Below are 18956 nucleotides of genomic sequence, written 5' to 3'. Positions count from 1 at the left end.
GTGTGTCATCAGCTGGAGGAAACCTCACCCCTCCCGCAACAGGCGCATCGGTGGCGTGCGACTGACCTTGCGCGTGCCAACCAATCCCAGTGCCATTACGACCAGCGCCGCAGCGATGGCGGCCAGCGCCAGCGGTGCCAGTGGCGGCGTGAAGTGCTCGATATGAAACACGGCGCGGCCCAGCCACCAGCCCGCACCGGCGGCGCCCAGCGCGGCGGTGAGGCCGGCGATCAATCCGAGCAACGCAAACTCGCAAGCCGCCGCCACCCGCAATTGGGCGCGGCGGGCGCCCAGCGTGCGCAACAGCGCGGCTTCGTGCTGGCGTTCTGCCGCGCTGGCGGCGAGTGCGGCGGCCAGTACCAGGGCGCCGGCGAGCAGGCTGAAACCAAGAATCCAGCGCACGGCATTGCCCACCCGGTCCACGATTTCGCGCACCCGGTCGAGCAGCGAATCCACGTCGATCAGGCTGAGGTTGCCGTAGTCGCGCGACAGTTGCGCCAGTCCGTCGGCGTGGCCGGGCGGCAGGTAGAAGCTGGCCAGCCAGGTATGCGGCAGGTCGCCGGCGTGGGCCGGATCCAGCATCAGGAAAAAGTTGACCCGGAACGAACTCCAGTCGACCTTGCGGATGCTGGTTATCGTCGCGTCGATGCTGCCCTCGCCGATGTCGAAGCGCAGCGTGTCGCCCAGCTTCAGCGCAAACATGTCGCGCCACGTGGTATCGACCGACACCTCGGCCTGCACCGGATGCGGCCCCGGCCACTGTCCGGCGATCACCTGATTGCTGGGCGGCAGCGCATCGGCCCATGACAGCCGCAGCTGGCGATCCGCGCGGTCGTCGGCGCGTTCGTCCTCGAAGTGCACCTGGTCGATCGGCTGGCCATTGATCGACGTGAGCTTGCCCACCGCCAGCGGCATCATGTTGAGCTTCTCGCCGCCGATCGCCTCCAGCGCCCGGGCAAAACCTTCGCGCTGATCGTCCTGCAGGTTCATGGCGAACCAGTTCGGTGTGTCGGCCGGCAGCTCCTGGCGCCAACCCTGCAACAAAGACGGCGCCACGATCGCCAGCAACAGCAGCGCGCACAGGCCGAGGCTGAGCGCGGTGGCCTGGATCAGGCTCAGCGTGCGTCGCCGCGCCAGTGCCGCCAGCCCCAACCGCAGGCCGGGATGCGCGCCCGGCGCCACGCGTCGCGCCAGCCACAGCATCAACGCTGCCAGCAGCGCAGCAACCACGGCCACGCCGAACAGGCTGGCGGCGAGGATGCCGGCCAGCGTCAGCGACTGGCTTTGCGCCCAGATCAGGCCCAGCGCCACCAGCACGGGTATCAGGTACAGCGCATCGAAGCGTCGCGTTTTCCGCGTGGCGCTCTGGCGAAACACCGCCACCGGCGGCACCTCGGCCAAGCGCGCCAGCGGTGGCAACGCGAAACCCGCCAGCACGGCGAGGCCCATGGCGGCCGCGGCGAACGACGGCGCCAGCGGCAATGAGGTGGGCACCGATCCGAACAGCGTGCTGGCGAACAGCCACGCCAGCTGCGACAAACCAAGAGCCAGCACGGCCCCCAGCACGGTGGCCGGAATGGCCAGCGCACCCAGTGTGCCCAGCAGCAAACCCATCACCTGCCGGCGCGGCGTGCCCAGGGCGCGCAGCAGGGCGACTTCGGCGGTCTTGCGCCGCGCATAGCGTTGCGCCGACAACGCGATGGCGATGCCGGCCAGCAGTGCCGACAGCAGGGCAGTGAGGCGCAGGAAGGCGCCGGCGCGATCGAACGAGGTGCGCATGCGCTCCTGCGTCTGCTCGGGCGTGATCAGCTGGGCGCCTTGCGGCAGCGCGGAGGCCTGCACCTGCTGGCGCCACGCGTCCACCGCGCCTGGTTCACCCGCCAACAGCAATTGATGGCGGGCGCGGCTGCCGGGAGCGAGCAGGCCGGCCTGCCGCGCGTCGGTCAGATTCATCAGCGCCCGTGGCGCCAGCGCCAGCAGCTGGCCGCCATCGGGTTGGCGCTGGAGTTCCGCGGCAATGGTCAACTCGCGTCCGCCCAGTTGCAGCGGCTGCCCCACTTTCAGGTTGAGCGCGACCAGCGCGCGGTGATCGAGATAGACCTGACCCGGGGCGGGCGCGTGGCCCACGTGGCTGCGGCCCGTCGCGTCGCCGAGTTGCAGCGTGCCGCGCAACGGGTAGCTCGGCCCGGCTGCCAGCACGTCGAGCAACTGGGTCTGCTCACCGGCAAAAGCCACGCTGGGGAAACTGGCGCTGTGTGCAATCTGCAAGCCGCGCTGGCGCGCCGCATCGGCGTAGCTGTGGGGCAACGCCTGCGGCGAGGACAGGCCGATGTCGCCACCGATCAGCTCGGCCGCGCCCGCCACCATGCCGCGCTCGATCCGTGCGGCCAGCGTGGCCACCACGCCCAGCGCCACCACCGCCAGCACCAGCGACGCGGCCAGCGTGCGCAGTTCCGGCAAATGCCATTCCCGCCGCAAGCTGCGCAAGGCCAGCCACAGCATCCTCATGAGTGGGTGCCCGTGGCCACGACGCGGCCTTCTTCAAGCTCGATCCGCCGGTCACAGCGCGCTGCCAGTTCGGCGTCGTGGGTCACCAGCACCAGCGTGGTGTGGTGATCGCGGTTCAACGCAAACAGCAGGTCGCAGATGTGGTGGCCGGTGCGCTGGTCCAGGTTGCCGGTGGGTTCGTCGGCAAACAGTACGCGCGGCCCGTGCACGAAGGCGCGGGCGATCGCCACGCGCTGTTGTTCGCCCCCGGAAAGCTGTGCCGGATAGTGCCGCCGCCGCGACGTCAGCCCCACCGCGTCCAGTGCCTGGCGCGCACGCGACCGCGCATCGCCAGCACCTTCCAGTTCCAGTGGCAGCATCACGTTTTCCTCGGCGGTGAGCGCCGGCAGCAGGTGGAACGACTGGAACACGAAACCCACCAGGCGCCGGCGCAGGTCGGCGCGTGCTTCCTCATCCAGCGATTCCAGCGCGTGGCCGTCCAGATGGATGCCACCGCTGCTGGACGTATCCAGCCCGGCCAGCAGGCCGAGCAGGGTGGTTTTGCCAGAGCCCGACGCGCCCACGATGGCGAAGCTTTCACCGGGAAGGATCTGCAGGTTCACCCCGCGCAGGATGTCCAGGGCGCCCTCGGGGCCGACGACCGACTTGCTAACATCGCAGGCCACGACAAGCGGATGGGAAGAATCACTCATGCATCGAAGCCCTGGTTGGAGGATATGGAGCGTATGGGTGTTGCTTTGTTGCATCGGTGTCGGCAGCGCGCAGGCGGCCACGCCGAAAACGGTATTGGTGCTGGGTGACTCGCTGTCCGCCGCGCACAACATTCCGGTCGAAGCCGGTTGGGTGCACTTGCTGGACACGCGTCTGGGCAAGATGGTGCCGGAATGGCGCGCGGTCAATGCCAGCATCAGCGGCGAGACCTCGCTCAGCGGCCGCAACCGCCTGCCGGCGCTGCTGCAGAAATACCATCCGGACGTGCTGGTGATCGAGCTGGGCGCCAACGACGGGCTGCGCGGTTTGCCGTTGACTGCGCTGCGCGACAACCTCGACGCGATGATCGTCATGGCGCAGAAGAGTCGCGCGCGGGTGTTGCTGGTGGGCATCGAATTGCCGGTGAATTACGGGGCCCGCTACCGTGACGGCCTGCGCGCGGTTTACGCCGATCTGGCCGCCACGCGGAATCTGGCGTTGGTGCCGTTCCTGCTGAAAGGTGTCGCGATGGACCCGGCATTGATGCAAAACGACGGCCTGCACCCCGTGGCGGCAGCGGAACCGACCGTGCTGGAGACCGTGTGGGAGGGGCTGTACCCCCTACTGAAGCTGTCGCGTCCCCCTCGTTCCTGAACGGCCCCCCGAGCCGTCCACCGCCATTTCACGCATCCCTCACCGGGCAACCGTTTAGATCTTCACATTTGTGAAACCACTGAACGCGAGGACGACTATATGACCGTACACGACGAGCAAGCCGGGTTGATCCTGTTGGTCGAAGACAATCGCCAGATCGCCGAGATGGTGGGCGAATTCCTTGAACGCCGTGGTTATTCCGTGGATTACGCCGCCGATGGCGTCAGCGGCCTGCACCTGGCGGTGTCCAACAGCTATGACGTGATCGTGCTCGATCTGATGTTGCCGGGGCTGGACGGGCTGGAGGTCTGTCGCAAGCTGCGCAAGGAGGCACAGAAATCGACGCCGGTGCTGATGCTTACCGCGCGCGACACGCTGGACGACAAGCTGGTTGGCCTGGAAGCCGGCGCCGACGATTACCTGGTAAAGCCGTTCGAGGTGCGCGAACTGGAAGCGCGCCTGCGTGCCCTGATCCGCCGCGATCGTCGCCAGGTATCCACCGAGGTGCTCACCGTGGGCGACATGACCCTGGACACCGCCACGCTGCGTCTGACCCGCGATGGCCAGGAACTGGTGGTGTCCCCGATCGGCCTGAAGCTGCTGGCGATCCTGATGCGCGAATCACCCCGCGTGGTCAGTCGCCGCGATATCGAGCGCGAGATATGGGGCGACACCTTGCCCGACTCCGACACCTTGCGTTCGCATCTGTACAATTTGCGTCGCGTCATTGACAAGCCCTTCCCACGGCCCCTGTTACATACCATTCATTCGGCCGGCTACCGCCTCGCGGATCTCGATTCGGAGGTGGCGCTGTCCGCCCAGACGGCTTGATACCGACACGGCGAAGTCAATGGACGAAAGGGTGAAAACGACGCCCACCTATCGGGTGGGCGCCTTCCGCCGGCGCATCGCCTGGGTGTTCGGCCTGCAACTCGTGGCCGTCGTGATCATCTGCATCATGGGCATTTATGACGTGGCGCCGACGCTCGCCGTCGTCACCGTCATCGTCATCACCACCGTGCTGGGCTGGTTCGCCACCCGCCGCGAATGGCGACCGGTGCGGGCGCTGGCCCGGCTGGTCGCGGGGTGGGATGGACAGCAGCCCGACCCGAATGCGCTGCAACTGCACAAGCTGTCCACCCATACCGACGCCGACGTGGCGTCGCTGGCGCGCGGGCTGCACGGGTTCGCCACCCGCATCGCCGGTTACAACCAGCGCGAACGCAACTTCACCCGCGACGCCAGCCACGAATTGCGCAGCCCGCTCACCGTGATCAAGATGTCGGTGGACATGCTTGCCGACGAAGAGGGCATGACTGATTTCGGCACGCGCTCGGTGAACCGCATCCGCCGCGCCACCCGCGAGATGGAAGTGCTGGTCGAGGCCCTGCTGATCCTGGCGCGCGAGTCCGATACCGTCATCGACAACGAACGCTTCGTGGTCAACGACGTGTTGCAGCAGGAGCTGCAATCGGCCCGCGAACTGCTGATTGGCCGACCGATCGAACTGGAACTGGAAGAACCCGCACGGTTCGCGCTGGAGGGCTCCTCACGAGCGTTCTCGGTCCTGTGCTGGCAGTTGATCCGCAACGCCTGCCAGCAGACCGAACAGGGTCGCGTCATGATCACCGTGACGCCCGGCGTGGTCAGCGTCAGCAACCACGAGTCGTTGCAGCTGGTGGATGACACCCACCCCAAGCGGATGCACGGCGCCGACCGCCATGGCTTCGAGCTGGCCATCGCCCAGCGCATCAGCGACCGCTTCGACTGGCCGCTGGAGCTGCAGACCCATCCGGGTCACGAGAACATCGCCCGCATCCGCTTCCCGCATCCGCTGCCGGGCTAGCCCGACAGCAGACGTCGCGTCCCCTCAGCGCTGGAGCGATGGCGAAACAGTAAACGCGCAGCCCGTCTTCGCCTTCACGTCTTCCAGCGTGACGCCGTCGTTGAGCTCGATCAGCGTCAGCCCCTTGCCCTTGGCCACCTCGAACACGCACAGGTCGGTGATGATCAGATCCACCACCTGCTTGCCGGTGAGCGGCAGGTCGCATTGATCCTTGATCTTGGGGCTGCCGTCCTTCGCGCAGTGCTCCATCAGCACCACCACGCGCTTCACGCCACTGACCAGATCCATCGCGCCGCCGGGGCCTTTCACCATCTTGCCCGGCACCATCCAGTTGGCCAGATCGCCGTGCGCGGAAACTTCCAGCCCGCCCAGGATCGACAGGTCGATATGGCCGCCGCGGATCATCGCGAAGGAATCGGCACTGGAGAAGAAACTGGAGCCAGGCAGGGTGGTGATGGTCTGCTTGCCGGCGTTGATCAGGTCCGGGTCGAGCTGGTCCTCGGTGGGGAACGGGCCGATGCCGAGCAGGCCGTTCTCCGATTGCAGCGTGACGCTGACGCCTTCCGGGATATGGTTGGCCACCATCGTGGGAATGCCGATGCCGAGGTTCACGTAGAAGCCGTCGCGCAGCTCCTGCGCCGCGCGCCTGGCCATCGCCACGCGGGTGGGGTTTTCCTTGCCGGCGACGACGCCCGCAATGGTGCGGAACTCGATCCGCTTCTCGTATTTCTCGCCCTGCACAATGCGGTCGACGTAGATGCCCGGCACGTGGATGTTGTTCGGGTCCAGCTCACCCACCGGCACCAGATGCTCCACCTCGGCCACGCAGGCCTTGCCGCAGGTGGCGATCATCGGGTTGAAGTTGCGCGCGGTCTCGCGGAACACCAGGTTGCCGTGGGCGTCGCCCTTCCACGCCTTCACGATCGACAGGTCGGCATGGATGGCTTCCTCCAGCACGTATTCCTTGTCACCGAACACCTTCGTCTCCTTGCCCTCCGCCAGCTTGGTGCCGAATGCAGTGCGCGTGTAGAAACCGGGGATGCCGGCGCCGCCGGCGCGCAGTTTCTCGGCCAGCGTGCCCTGCGGGGTGAGGTGCAGCTCCAGCTCGCCGGCCAGCGTCTGCCGCTCGAATTCCTTGTTCTCGCCCACGTAGGACGCGTACACGCGCTTCACCTGATGGGTCTTCAGCAACGGGCCCATGCCGAAATCATCCACACCGGCGTTGTTGCCGACGATGGTCAGGTCTCTGGTGCCGGCCTCCAGCAAGGCGCCGATCAGGTTTTCGGGGATGCCGCACAAGCCAAAGCCACCGGCCGCGATCGTCATGCCATCGAACAGCAGGCCGTCGAGGGCTTGCGTGGCGCTGGGATAAACCTTGTCCATTGCACGTATTCCTGCAGGAAGAGTCGTCCTCCAAGAATACGACGGAATGGTTCGGCGGGCTTTGTGGGAGCGGCTTCAGCCGCGATGCTTTTGCTCTGAAGCCATACCAAACCCAAAAGTATCGCGACTGAAGTCGCTCCCACAAACATCGAGAGCATTGCGGCTGAAGCCGTCCGTAGTGCGACTTACCGAATCTTTTGCAACTGCGCAGGCGTCAGCGCGCCACTGATGCCGGTGCGGCTGCCGTCGGCGCGGATCACCAATACCCGCGGGGTTTCCCCACCCCAGTTCGGATCGAGCAGGAAATTGATGCGTTCCGGGCTGGCTTCGGCGTAGGCGCGGGCGGGGTAGGTGGCCATCTTCATCTTGCGCAGGCGTGCTTCGATCACCGGGCGCTGGGCGGTGATGTCGTCGGTGGTGACGGTGATCAGTTTGATCGACTTCGGATGCGCACGCTGCAAGGTGGCCAGCGCTTCCAGGTTGGATTCGCAATAGGCGCAATCCAATGACCAGAGCGCGATGATGCGCTCGCCGTGGGCGGGCGGTTGCAGCAGTGCCGGCACGTCGGTGCCCGCCAGCGGTTGCAACGAGGCGGCGCTGGCGAGGGTGGGGATCACCAGCAGCAAGAGGGCCAGCAGGCGTTTCATGGTGTCGACTCCGTGGCGATCAGGCGGAAGCCATCGGCGGTGTTCCATGCCGCGAATACGTGCCCGTTCTTCTGCAGCAGTTGCGGCGAGCCAACGGCGACGGTGCTCTGGGCGATGTCGCGGGCGGGGCCGAAATGCGTGCCGTTATCGGTGGAATGGCGCAGCATCAGTGAGTAGCCGGCGGCGCTGACCTGGTTCCACACCACCCAGACATCGTGGCCGTGCACCGCCACGTCGGCATGGCTGGCGCCGGCCTGGGCGATGGCCAATCGATGGTGTGGCGGGTGGCCGGGGTCGAGTTGGCCGTACCAGATCGTGGGCTGTGTCTTCGCCTCGTACCACACGGCATGGCGGGTGCCGTCGGCGCCGATGGCCAGGCCCGGGCCGTGGTGCGGACAGCCGGCGATATGCCAGTCGCTGAAGGTGGCGCGTGTGGCGGTTGCGGCTCGCCCTTGCGTGGTCAGCACGGCGTAGGCGTGGTCGCGGATGTTGTCGCCGTAGATGCTGCGGAAGAAGGCGGCGACGTCACCTTGCGGCGTCGTTGCCAGGGCGATGCGGCAGCATTCGCAGCTCTGGTCGACCAGCTTGCGTTCGGGAACGAAGGTGACCCCGCCGTCGTCGGACCAGCTGTAATACACCGCCGCCCCAAGGTACGGTTTTTTTGCGGCTTCCGCGGCCAGCAGGTCGCGCTTGTCGATCCAGGCGATCACGATGCGGCCGTTGCCGTCGACCGCCAGCGCGTCGAAGCGGTGAGTGATTTCGGCGCGGTCGTGATGCACGGTGATGGGCGTGGAGAAGTGCGCGCCGCCATCCAGCGAGCGGGCAAACCGCACGAAGCCGGTCCATGGCTTGGCGCGCGGCTGCGACCAGCTCACGTAGATTTCGTCATGCGGGCCGAACGCCAGCTTGGGGCGGTTCTCGCCTTCGGCGTAGATGCGTTCGGCCTGGGCGTTCACCAGTATCGGTGCGCTGAGGCTATGGCCGTCATCGTCGGAATGGCGCAGTTGCACGTGGCCATCGACTGCATCCACCACCCACAACCGGCCGTGGCTGTCGAAGGCGGTGCTGGCGCCCAGCTCCGGCGCTTTCGCCATCTGGCCCATGTCGTGTGCGAGGACCAACGGCGAGAGCAGGCACAGCAGGATGGCTAGCAGATGGCGCATCAGATTTCCTCGCGGTGAGCTTTGCTCCCTCCCCTGCAAGCAGGGGAGGGTTGGGGAGGGGTAACGCTCTTGATCGTGAGGCAAAAGCGTTACCCCCTCCCAACCTCCCCCTGCCTTGCAGGGGGAGGAGCAGAAGCGGTGTTCACAACTCCCAGCGCACCTCGCCAAACCAGGTTCGGCCAGCGTAGGGGTGGTAAACCCAGTAATGAGTATCGGTGAGATTGTCCACGCCCAGTGAAGCGGTCCAGTGTGGCGCGAAGGCCCAGCGCAACTTGGCGTCGGCGACAGTGAACGCGCTGACGGCGCCGTAGGTGTCGACGAAATCGCTGTTGTCCAGCGTGCCGTACTGGCGGCCAGAGCGGCGCACACCCAGCGAGGCATCCCAGCCGGGCGCGAAGCGGTAATCGGCGAACAGGTTGGCGCGCAGCCTGGGGATGCGCGGGAAGTCGTTGCCCTCGGCCCGCGGGAACTGGCGGTCGCGCAAGGTCATGGCGTCGTTGAGTGCGAGGCTGGCGGAGATGTCGAGTCCGGACGTCCAGACGTCCGTCAGCACCAGCTCGCCTTCGATGCCGCGTGAGCGTACGAGGTCGATGTTCTGCACGCTGGTGACGGTGGGCGTCACGGTGATGTCGGTTTGCGAATACAGCGAATCGGTGATGCGATCCTGGTACAGCGACACGCGCCAGTGGCCCTTGTCCAGTTGGTGGGTGAGAGTGAGGTCGGCGGATTGGTCGCGCTCGGGGCGCAGCGCCGGGTTGTTGTTGACGATGGCATTGGCCGAGATCGAACCCTGGAACAGCTCCGATACGGTGGGGTAGCGCACCGCCTTGCCGTAGGCCAGCCGCAACTGCCAGTCGCTGGCGAAATCCCAGGCTAGCGAGGCCTTGGGTGAGAAGTCGGTGCGCTGGCGGTTGGCGTAATGCAGGCTGTCGTCCGCATTGCCCAGCACGCCGCCATAGGCGCGCCATTGTTCCAGCCGCCCACCCACGGTGAGCGCCCAGGCTGGCGCGAACGCCCACACATCCTGCAGGTAGGCTGCGCGCGTCTGGGTGCGGCCGGCGAAGTGGCTGACCTGCGGGCCGTCGGCTGCGCCCGTCCACCACTGGCTGCTGTTGCGCACGCGTGAATCCAGCAGGTAGCGATCGCCATGCACGCCGGCATAGAGCATGTGGCTGTCGCCGACCGGTCCGGAACTGCGCAGGTCGAAGGTGTCCCAGCCCGAGCCGCCCTTGTCCGCCACGGTGCCAGCGGCACCGGTTGGCGTCAGCGCATTGCGGCTTTGCGAGCGCAGGAAGTCGTAGTGGCTGGCGACAGCCGTCCAGCGCCAGTCGTTATCGAACTTGCCATTGAGTTCGACGCCGTAGAGCGCGTGGGAGTCGTTGGCGGAGGACGGTGCCAGACCGCTGGATGGCAAGGTCCAGGTATTCCCGTTGGCGCTGATGACGCCTTCGTCGACAAGTTCGCCGGCCGCATTGCGGATCAGGCTGCGCGTGCGGTCGTCGGCGCGGTTGTGCCACCAGCCGAGGGTGAACAGGGCATCGACGTGCTCGGCAAGTTTCACGCCCAGCTTCAGCTTGGCCTGAGTCTGCACCGTGTGCTCGATGGTGTTGGCGCCATAGACCAGTCGCGGCGACCCGTTGGGATTGCGGTCGTTCGTGGCGCCTGTCACCGGCACTGCGACGGCGGCATCGCCACCGGCGCGGGCGGTGGCGTACTGCATGGGTTGGCCGTGGTTGTCGAGCCGGTTCACCGATAGCAGCCAGCTCCAGCGGCCTTGCTGGTTGCCCAGCGTGGCGGAAAGCTGGTGGCCGTTGTAGTGACCGCCGGCGCCGTACGCGTCGCGGTAATCCTGGCTGAAGAATTGCGAACTGGCGTTGGCCATCAGGCGGTTCGGCAGGATGGTGTGGATCAGTACCGTGGTGCCCAGCGAGTTGCCGGGGTACAGCGCGGAGTAAGGGCCGTACAGGATGTCGACCGCGCCGATCTCCTGCGGTGCCACCATGCCCCAGCGCGGCGCGCCATCCCAGCCGTTGGTCATCAGGTTGGAAAGCAGCAGGCCGTCGGCGTAGAGCAGGCTGCGCGCGCTTTGCAGGGTGCCGGTGTTGCGACCGCTGATGACGGCGTTGGGGTCGCCGATATAGCGTTTGCGCACGATCATGTTCGGCGCGTATTTCAGTGCGTCGGCGCTGTCGCTGACGTTCTGCCGCTGCAGTTGGGCCCGGTCGACCCGCACCTGCACGCTTTCGGCGCTCATCACCTGGGTGTCGCTGGCGTGTACCGAGACCGGTGTCAGCGTGGTGGCTGCGGTGACGGTGTCGCTGGCCATCACCGGGCTGGTGGAGATCGCGAGTGCGGCTGCGCACAGACCGAGCGGGATGGCGTTCAAGCGGGACTCTGGATGGGGGTCTAGGGTTTCAGGATAGTCCGATGGCGCGCGCGCAAAAGATGGCGCGTTGTCGCAGTGGGGTGCGGACGTTGATGGGATGCGCGGGCATGACGAAAGGTGCCCGCCGCGGATTTTTGTAGGAGCGGCTTCAGCCGCGATGCTCTAGCCTTGGAGCTCCAGAGCAGGAGCATCGCGACTGAAGTCGCTCCCACAATCAGTCGTCGCGGTCGGGGCGTTCGCGCACGGGGTGCTTGCTCAGTTTGCGCTGCAAGGTGCGGCGGTGCATGCCGAGCCGGCGGGCGGTTTCGGAGATGTTGCCGTCGCATTCGGTCAGCACGCGCTGGATGTGTTCCCACTCCAGCCGGCGCAGTGCCAGCGGTTGTTCGGGCGTATCGGGCAAATCGCTGTCGTCGCTTTCGTTGTCGCCGTCGAGCAGGGCGCGTACGACCGCGTCGGCGTCCACCGGCTTGGCCAGGTAATCGTGGGCACCACGCTTGATCGCCTCCACCGCGGTGGCGATCGAGGCGTAACCGGTCAGCAGCAATACTCGGATGTCCGGCACCAGCGTGTGCAGTTCGGGGATCAGGCGCAGGCCGTTGTCCTCGCCCAGCTTCAGGTCGAGCACGCAATAGCGTGGATGATGCCGACGCGCCAGCGCGCGGGCCTCGTCGAAGCTGGTGGCGGTGATGACCTCGAAGCCACGCGATCCCAGCGCACGCGCCAGCACGCGGACGAAGGTGGTGTCATCGTCGACCAGCAACAACGGACGGCCGGACAGCGGGCTCGGTGATTCGGTCATCATGTTCTCCATTCAGTTCCGCCATTTTGCCGCAAGTGTGGCGCGGGAAGGGGTTGCCGGTGCCGAATGATGCGCGACGCGATGGCGTGGGTCAGCGGATCACGGCGTTTCAGCGATCACCGCCAGCGGCAGGCGCAGGCACACCTCGGCGCCATTCCCGCTGTTGCGCGCGATGAGTTCGCCGTTGAGCCGCTCGGCGGTGGCTTCGGCCAGCGCCAGGCCGATGCCCAGGCCGGTCTGTTTCTGCGAGATGCCCAGCGCCATCTGCTGGCCGGCTGCCACGAACCCGGGGCCGTGGTCGCGCACGCTCAGTTGCAACCACTGGTTTTCGTGGTGCACGTCCAGCTCCACCTTGTGCGATTCGTGCACCGCGGACGCGTCGGCGGCGTTGTTGAGCAGGTTCAGCAAGGCGTGGCGCAGGCCCGGCGGCGTGCGCAGCACGATGGCGGCGGTGGCGGGGTTCAGTTGTACGGCGAGCTCCGCCTCGGGCCGCAGCAACTGGAAGCGCTCCAGGCAGCCGTGGATGAATTTCGCCACGCTCAGCCGCTCGGGTTCCTGCGACAGCTGCGCCTGGCCGAACGCCACCATCTCGCGCAGGATCGTGCGGCAGCGATCCACCTGGCCTTCCAGCAGCGCCAGGTCGTCGGTGAGCGGGGTGTCGGCGGCGTGTTCGCGGCGCAATTCCGGCAGCAGCGTGCGCATGGTCGACAACGGCGTGTTCAACTCGTGCGCGGCGCCAGCCGCCTGGGTGGCAATGGCCAGGATGCCTTCGTCGCGCAAGGCACGCTCGCGCACCCGCTGCACTTCCTGCTGCTGCAGGCGCAGCACGTTCGCCAGCCGGTTGATGAAGAAGCCCAGCAGCAGCGCGCTGATCACGAAGTTCACGCCCATGCCCGCCACGTGCAGCGAAAACCGGCCGCTGGCGTTTTCGTGCATCGCCGTCGGCAGCGGCACGTGCCAGTACAGCAGCACCAGGTAGGCGATACCGGCGAGCGTGGAGACCATTGCGATCGCCCGCGCGGACAACGCGGCGGCGGACAGCGCGATCGGCACCAGCAACAAGGTGATGAACGGGTTGCTGGCACCGCCGGTGAAATACAGCAGGTAGCCCAGTATCAGTGTGTCGAAGGCGATGTGGCCGATGGTTTCCGCCTGGCGCACCGGCCATGGCTGACGCAACCGCCAAGCGGCGAAAACCGCAAACACCGCCAGCAGCCCGATGCCGATCAGCAACGGCAACAGCGGGATCGGCAACTGCATCCACCACGCGCATACCAGCACCGCCACGCATTGCCCCGCGATGGCGCACAGGCGCAGCCACGCCAGCGTGCGGGTGAGGGCGAACGGTCCGACGCGTTGGGTCAGTCGATGCATGGGTCGGCGCGCTCGCTGATGGGTCAGGGGGAGGGCGGAATCGTTTCGCTGTGAACCGGAGGCAGCGGATCGTTGTTGTTGGCCGCCTCGGAATGGCTGGCGGACAATTTCTTCATCAACGGCAGCATCGCCAAGGCGATCAAGGTGCAGATCACGCCCGCCACGCCGAGCTGGTTGAACAGTTTGGTATAGATCGGCAGCGACACCATCGGATCGACCACATGCTGCGGGATGCTGGCAAAGTTCGCCACCACGCTGCCCAGATATTGTGCGATGCCCGAGGCGACGTAATACGCGCCCATCATGAAACCGCCCATGCGCGCCGGCACATAGCGGGCGATCATCGCCAGGCCCAGGCCGCTGACCAGCAGTTCGCCCAGCGAATACAGCCCGTAGCCACCCACCATGAACCACGACGAGATCTGGCCGTTGACGGCGAACTTCGCGCCCACGCCATACATGAAAAAGCCGGCGGCCACCGCCGCGAAACCCCAGGCGAACTTCACCGCCACGGCGGGATTCTTGCCCACCTTGCCCATCGCGTTGTAGATCAGCACCAGTACCGGGCTCAGCAGCACGATCCAGATCGCGTTGAGCGACTGGAACTGCTCGGGAATCCAGTTGAACAGGTGCAGGCCAAACACGTCGAAAGACAGGTCGACGTTCTTCTGCGCAAACAGGTTCAGCGAGGTGGACATCTGCTGGTAGAAGATGAAGAAGAAGATCGTCTGCACGGTCAACACCAGCGCGGCGACGAGACCGGCACGTTCGTGCTGCTGGCTACTGCGGATCAGGTGGATGAAGATGCCCAGGATCGCCACGCCGGCCGCATACACGCACACGCGCGCCACCGTCTCGCTTTGCAGGATGAAGGCGGCAATGAACACCATCACCGCGCCGGCGGCCAGCACGCCGCCCAGGCGTTTGAAGTTCACCGGCTCGCCATCCGCGGGCGCGCCCACGTGCGCCAGCGTGCGATGCATCAGCGAGTAATTGATCAGCCCCAGCAGCAGGCCGATCGCGCACACGCCGAACGCGGTATGCCAGCCCCAGGCGTCGCCGTATTTGGCGCCCACGTAGTCACGGATCCACGGCGTCAGCAGCATCGAGATGGTCGAGCCGATGTTCACCGCCATGTAGTAGATGGTGAATGCGCTGTCGATCTTGGTGTCGTCGCCCTCGTAGATCTTGCGCACCAGATTGCCGGCGTTGGGCTTGAAGAAGCCGTTGCCCACGATGATCACGCCCAGCGAGCAATACAGCAGATACGGGTGGCTCGAGGGAATCCACAACATCGCGTAGCCAAACGCCAGCACCACCGCGCCCAGCAACATGGTGCGGCGGGTGCCGATCAGCTTGTCGCCGACCCAGCCGCCGATCGCCGGTGTGGCGTAGATCAACGCCGCCGCCGCGCCCCACACCAGGTTCGCCTTGCTGTCGACGAAGCCCAGCCGCTTCACCATGTAGGTGACCATCAGCACCTGCATGCCGTAGAAGCCGAAGCGCTCCCACATCTCGATCAGGAAGACGGTGCTGAACGAGCGGGTTTGTGAAACCGGGGGGTTCTGGGTTGCCATTGACGATTCCGTACACGATTCAAAACAACAGTGCGGCAGGCACAGGTACATGCGCGGCCGTACTGCACCACAACCGGGCGAGGGTACCCCACTTCGGCGCAGGCGCTAGCTGCACTGCGGCGTGACAGCGTGGGCAAATCGTGGACGATCCGGCCTGGTTTTCAATGTTGCACCAGGCCTGCTGTGGCATCATCGACGCTCGGCGCCATCGCCACCTGACCGAGAGTTTCATCCGCCATGCCCCATGGTTTCAGCAGCGAGGCCGCGTTCCGGCCACAGCTTTCCGATGGTCGATCGCGCAGTGGGGACGCCGTATATGGCTGCTGAAGGTTTTCGCGGGCCACGGCAAGTCTGGAACGCCTTCCGCTGGTCGATGAAGGGCCTGAAGGCCGCCTGGCGGCACGAGGCCTCGTTCCGGCTGGAGGCGTGCCTGGCCATCGTGGTGGTGCCGCTGGGTATGTGGCTGGGGCATGGGCCGCTGGAGAAGCTGGCACTGGTCGGCCCGCCGCTGCTGGTGCTGTCGGCGGAGTTGCTCAACTCGGCGATCGAGGCGGTGGTGGACAAGGTCTGCCCGGAGATCCACGAGCTCGCTGGCCGCGCCAAGGACATGGGCTCGGCGGCCGTGTTCGTGCTGATGATGCTGGTGGTGTTGAGCTGGGTGCTGGTGCTCGGGCCGCGCTTTTTCGGCTGAGACACAGGCGGTGACACGCGGCGGGACCGCGTTGCGCCGTGTTGCAGGGGGACAAATCATGGCTTGCAAAAAAACCTGTCTGCGTGGGGCCTTGGCCGCGTTTGCCGCAAGCCTGTGGCTGCTTTCCGCTGCCGCACAGGGCGCCGTGGCGCCGTTGTCCACCCACGGCAACAAGGTGCTGATCGGCGGCCAGCCGGGCAGCGTGTCGGGCAACAGCTTTTTCTGGAGCAACACCGGCTGGGGCGGTGAGCGCTTCTACAACACCCAGGCCGTGGCCTGGCTGAAAAAAGACTGGAACGCCGGCATCGTGCGCGCCGCCATGGGCGTGGATGCGCCTGGCGGCTATCTGGCCGATGCCTCGAACAGGCAGCGCGTGGCGACCGTGGTGGACGCCGCGATCGCCAACGACATGTACGTGATCATCGACTGGCACTCGCACCATGCCGAGCAGTACCGCGCGCAGGCGATCGCCTTTTTCCAGGACATGGCGCGCACGTACGGCCATCGCGACAACGTGATCTACGAGATCTACAACGAGCCGCTGGACGTTTCGTGGCACGACGCGCTGAAGCCGTACGCCGAAGCCGTGATCGGCGCCATCCGCGCGATCGACCCGGACAACCTGATCGTGGTGGGCACGCCGCACTGGTCGCAGGATGTGGACGTGGCCGCCAGCGATCCGATCACCGGCTACGCCAACATCGCCTACGCCCTGCATTTTTACGCCGGCACACATGGCCAGGCGTTGCGGGACAAGGCACAGGTGGCGCTGGACAAGGGTGTACCGCTGTTCGTGACCGAATGGGGCACGGTCAACGCCAATGGTGATGGCGCGGTGGCCGAGGGCGAGACCGCCGCGTGGATGGCCTTCCTCAGGACCAACCACATCAGCAACGTCAACTGGAGCATCACCGACAAGGCTGAGGGCGCCGCGGCGCTGGTGCCCGGTGCCAGCGCCACCGGCGGCTGGGCCGAGGCGCAGCTCACCGCGTCGGGGGCGCATGTCCGGACGATCGTGCGCAGCTGGCCGGCGCTCGATGCGGGCGGCTGGCCGCGGCGTCGGTTGCGCATGTCCACGATTGCCGACCGGGGCGCTGCCGGCCAAGCTGTGATAGCCGCCGCGCAAGAGCCGTGATGTGACATCCGGCTTGCCGAGGCCCGGCTCGCGTCGATTTGCGCGGGCCGGGCGGTAATGCTGCAATGGCGCCTCCACCGACCGGAGCCGCCCATGAAACTTCTTCGCCCTCTCGTGTTGCTGCTGCTCGCCTTCAGCCTCACCGGTTGCGGCTACAACGCGATCCAGAAGCAGGATGAGGCGGTCAAGGCCGCCTGGTCCGAGGTGCTCAACCAGTACCAGCGGCGCGCCGATCTGGTGCCCAACCTGGTCAACACGGTCAAGGGTTACGCGCAGCACGAGGAGAAGGTGTTCGTCGAGGTGACCCAGGCGCGCGCCAAGGTCGGCAGCCTGCAGATCAACGCCGATTCGCTGGACGACCCGCAGAAGATCCAGCAGTTCCAGGCGGCACAGGGCGAACTGGGCAGCGCGTTGTCGCGCCTGATGGTGGTCAGCGAGAACTATCCCGAGCTGAAGGCCAACGGCCTGTTCCAGAACCTGCAGGCGCAACTGGAAGGCACCGAGAACCGGGTCACCGTGGCACGCAACCGCTACGTGCAGGCGGTGCAGCAATACAACGGCATGATCCGCACCTTCCCCAACAACCTCACCGCCAAGATGTTCGGCTACAAGGTGAAGCCCAACTTCAGCGTGGACAACGAGAAGGCGATCTCCACCGCGCCCACGGTTGATTTCGGCACTACGGCGCCGGCACCTGCCGCCACCCGTTGATGGGTTTCCTGCGCACGCCGCGCTGGTGCGCCGTGCTGGCGCTGGCGTTGCTGTGGCCGCTTCTGCTGCAGGCAGCCGACAGCGTGCCGCAACTGAAGCGCCACGTCACCGACCTGAGCGGAACACTCACGGCCGCGCAGGTCGACCAGCTCGATCAGCAACTGGTGGCGCTGGAGCGCAGCAAGGGCGCGCAGCTGGTCGTGCTGATGGTGCGCAGCACCGGCGGCCAGGACATCGAGAGCTACTCGCTGGCGGTGGCCGAAGCCAACAAGATCGGCCGCAAGGGCACCGATGACGGCGTGCTGCTGCTGGTCGCCAAGGACGACCGCCACGTGCGCATCGAAGTGGGTTACGGCCTGGAAGGCGCCATCCCCGACGCCGCCACGGCGCGGATCATCCGCGAATATATCGCGCCGAAATTCCGCACCGGTGACTATTCCGGCGGCATCGGCGATGCGGTCGGCGCGCTGACCCAGTTGATCGATGGCGAACCCTTGCCTCCGCCGGTGCAGGGCAACGCCGAGCGCGAGCGGCCCGGCCTCGGCCTGCAGGGCGGCCTGATGGTCGGCCTGTTTGCCGCTCTGTTCCTGCGCAACCTGCTGGCGCGTGCGCCGTCGTGGCTGCGCGCGCCGGTGGGCGCGGTGCTGGTCGGCGGGTTGCTGTGGCTGCTGATCTCGATCGGCGCCGGCATCGTCGGCGCGATCGTCGGCGGCCTGCTGATGCTGCTGCCCGGCGGCGCGGCCCGCTCGATCGGCCACGGTGGCTGGGGCGGGTTCGGCGGTGGCGGCGGCTTTGGTGGCGGTGGCTTCGGCGGTGGCGGTGGTTTCAGCGGCGGTGGCGGCAGCTTCGGCGGCGGCGGTTCTTCGGGGAGCTGGTAATGGGGCGCGTGCGGCGGTTATGGGCAAACCTGTGCGGCGGCTGGTTCCAGTTGCGTCGACGCTTCCCGGCTGCGTTGCTGGACGATATGGCCGCAGCGATCACCGAGGGCGAACGTACCCACCTGGGCGAAATCCGTTTCGTGGTGGAGTCGCGACTGGCGCCGCTGGATGTGTTGGCGGGCCTCGACGCTGCGATGCGTGCCCGGCAGCTGTTCGCGCAGTTGCGGGTGTGGGACACCGAGCTCAATACAGGCGTGCTGTTCTACGTGCTGATGGCCGAGCACCGCATCGAGATCGTCGTAGACCGTGGCATCGCCGCGACAATGGCGGCCGACGAGTGGGATGCGATCTGCGCGCGCATTCAGCAGCACTACGCCGGCGGGCGATGGCGCGAGGGCAGCCTCGAAGGCATCGCTCGCGCCAATGCCCTGCTGGCGCAGCATTTTTCCGGCACCGACCGCGCCAATCCCGACGAGTTGCCGGATCGGCCCGTATTGCTCTGAGCCGGACTCCG

At 66.4% G+C, this 18956-nt stretch carries 17 protein-coding genes; 8 read left to right on the top strand and 9 right to left on the bottom strand.

Features of this window, described 5'->3' with window-relative positions; all coding sequences use genetic code 11:
- Positions 1-24: 24 nt before the first annotated feature.
- Positions 25-2508, bottom strand: a complete 2484-nt coding sequence (locus ACFPK0_RS11440) for an ABC transporter permease (RefSeq protein ID WP_377340905.1) — start codon at positions 2506-2508, stop codon at positions 25-27.
- Positions 2505-3200: an ABC transporter ATP-binding protein gene (locus tag ACFPK0_RS11435; protein WP_377340903.1), complete on the bottom strand. Its 696-nt coding sequence runs from the start codon at positions 3198-3200 to the stop codon at positions 2505-2507. Before ACFPK0_RS11435 ends, ACFPK0_RS11440 begins: the two co-directional genes overlap by 4 nt.
- On the opposite strand from ACFPK0_RS11435, the gene ACFPK0_RS11430 reads away from it, so the two are divergent.
- The 3 genes from ACFPK0_RS11430 (at position 3199) to ACFPK0_RS11420 (ending at position 5698) form a co-directional block, all read left to right on the top strand.
- Positions 3199-3852 (top strand): arylesterase, encoded by a 654-nt coding sequence (locus tag ACFPK0_RS11430; protein WP_377340901.1) that lies wholly within the window; start codon positions 3199-3201, stop codon positions 3850-3852. The genes ACFPK0_RS11435 and ACFPK0_RS11430 overlap by 2 nt on opposite strands.
- Before the next feature lie 99 nt (positions 3853-3951).
- Positions 3952-4683 (top strand): response regulator transcription factor, encoded by a 732-nt coding sequence (locus ACFPK0_RS11425; RefSeq protein WP_007079979.1) that lies wholly within the window; start codon positions 3952-3954, stop codon positions 4681-4683.
- Between the two features lie 19 nt (positions 4684-4702).
- The gene (locus ACFPK0_RS11420) at positions 4703-5698 is read left to right on the top strand and encodes a sensor histidine kinase (protein WP_377340898.1); all 996 of its coding nucleotides are present in this window, start codon (positions 4703-4705) and stop codon (positions 5696-5698) included.
- A 24-nt stretch (positions 5699-5722) separates the two neighbouring features.
- Here ACFPK0_RS11420 and ACFPK0_RS11415 read toward each other — a convergent pair whose 3' ends face one another.
- The 7 genes from ACFPK0_RS11415 to ACFPK0_RS11385 form a co-directional block, all read right to left on the bottom strand.
- The gene (locus tag ACFPK0_RS11415) at positions 5723-7081 is read right to left on the bottom strand and encodes a 3-oxoacid CoA-transferase (RefSeq protein WP_377340896.1); all 1359 of its coding nucleotides are present in this window, start codon (positions 7079-7081) and stop codon (positions 5723-5725) included.
- 185 nt (positions 7082-7266) lie between these two features.
- On the bottom strand, positions 7267-7728 hold the full coding sequence (locus tag ACFPK0_RS11410; RefSeq protein ID WP_377340894.1) for a thioredoxin domain-containing protein: 462 nt from the start codon (positions 7726-7728) through the stop codon (positions 7267-7269).
- A complete protein-coding gene (locus ACFPK0_RS11405; protein ID WP_377340891.1) occupies positions 7725-8891 on the bottom strand; it encodes a sialidase family protein in 1167 nt (388 codons plus the stop codon). Before ACFPK0_RS11405 ends, ACFPK0_RS11410 begins: the two co-directional genes overlap by 4 nt.
- A 142-nt stretch (positions 8892-9033) precedes the next feature.
- A complete protein-coding gene (locus ACFPK0_RS11400) occupies positions 9034-11277 on the bottom strand; it encodes a TonB-dependent receptor (protein ID WP_377340889.1) in 2244 nt (747 codons plus the stop codon).
- A gap of 214 nt (positions 11278-11491) precedes the next feature.
- Positions 11492-12076 carry a response regulator transcription factor gene (locus tag ACFPK0_RS11395; protein ID WP_056080690.1) on the bottom strand — a complete coding sequence of 195 codons (585 nt, stop codon included), beginning with the start codon at positions 12074-12076 and terminating at the stop codon, positions 11492-11494.
- A gap of 99 nt (positions 12077-12175) precedes the next feature.
- Positions 12176-13450 carry an ATP-binding protein gene (locus ACFPK0_RS11390; RefSeq protein ID WP_056602449.1) on the bottom strand — a complete coding sequence of 425 codons (1275 nt, stop codon included), beginning with the start codon at positions 13448-13450 and terminating at the stop codon, positions 12176-12178.
- 23 nt (positions 13451-13473) lie between these two features.
- On the bottom strand, positions 13474-15027 hold the full coding sequence (locus tag ACFPK0_RS11385; RefSeq protein ID WP_056602451.1) for a peptide MFS transporter: 1554 nt from the start codon (positions 15025-15027) through the stop codon (positions 13474-13476).
- A gap of 316 nt (positions 15028-15343) precedes the next feature.
- On the opposite strand from ACFPK0_RS11385, the gene ACFPK0_RS11380 reads away from it, so the two are divergent.
- The 5 genes from ACFPK0_RS11380 to ACFPK0_RS11360 all read left to right on the top strand — a co-directional run bounded on the left by ACFPK0_RS11380 (position 15344) and on the right by ACFPK0_RS11360 (position 18945).
- Entirely contained in the window at positions 15344-15718 is a 375-nt protein-coding gene (locus ACFPK0_RS11380) for a diacylglycerol kinase (RefSeq protein WP_377340883.1), read from the top strand.
- Positions 15719-15776: 58 nt separating this feature from the next.
- Positions 15777-16853, top strand: a complete 1077-nt coding sequence (locus tag ACFPK0_RS11375; protein WP_377340881.1) for a glycoside hydrolase family 5 protein — start codon at positions 15777-15779, stop codon at positions 16851-16853.
- 93 nt (positions 16854-16946) lie between these two features.
- A complete protein-coding gene (locus tag ACFPK0_RS11370; RefSeq protein WP_056080696.1) occupies positions 16947-17564 on the top strand; it encodes a LemA family protein in 618 nt (205 codons plus the stop codon).
- A complete protein-coding gene (locus ACFPK0_RS11365) occupies positions 17564-18442 on the top strand; it encodes a TPM domain-containing protein (RefSeq protein ID WP_377340878.1) in 879 nt (292 codons plus the stop codon). Before ACFPK0_RS11370 ends, ACFPK0_RS11365 begins: the two co-directional genes overlap by 1 nt.
- On the top strand, positions 18442-18945 hold the full coding sequence (locus ACFPK0_RS11360) for a TPM domain-containing protein (RefSeq protein ID WP_377340876.1): 504 nt from the start codon (positions 18442-18444) through the stop codon (positions 18943-18945). The genes ACFPK0_RS11365 and ACFPK0_RS11360 overlap by 1 nt, the downstream gene beginning before the upstream one ends.
- Positions 18946-18956 lie beyond the last annotated feature (11 nt).

The sequence above is a fragment of the Rhodanobacter ginsenosidimutans genome (genome assembly GCF_042655685.1).
In the GTDB taxonomy this organism is placed as follows: Bacteria; Pseudomonadota; Gammaproteobacteria; order Xanthomonadales; family Rhodanobacteraceae; genus Rhodanobacter; species Rhodanobacter ginsenosidimutans.
This window is presented reverse-complemented; position numbering and strand designations above follow the sequence as displayed.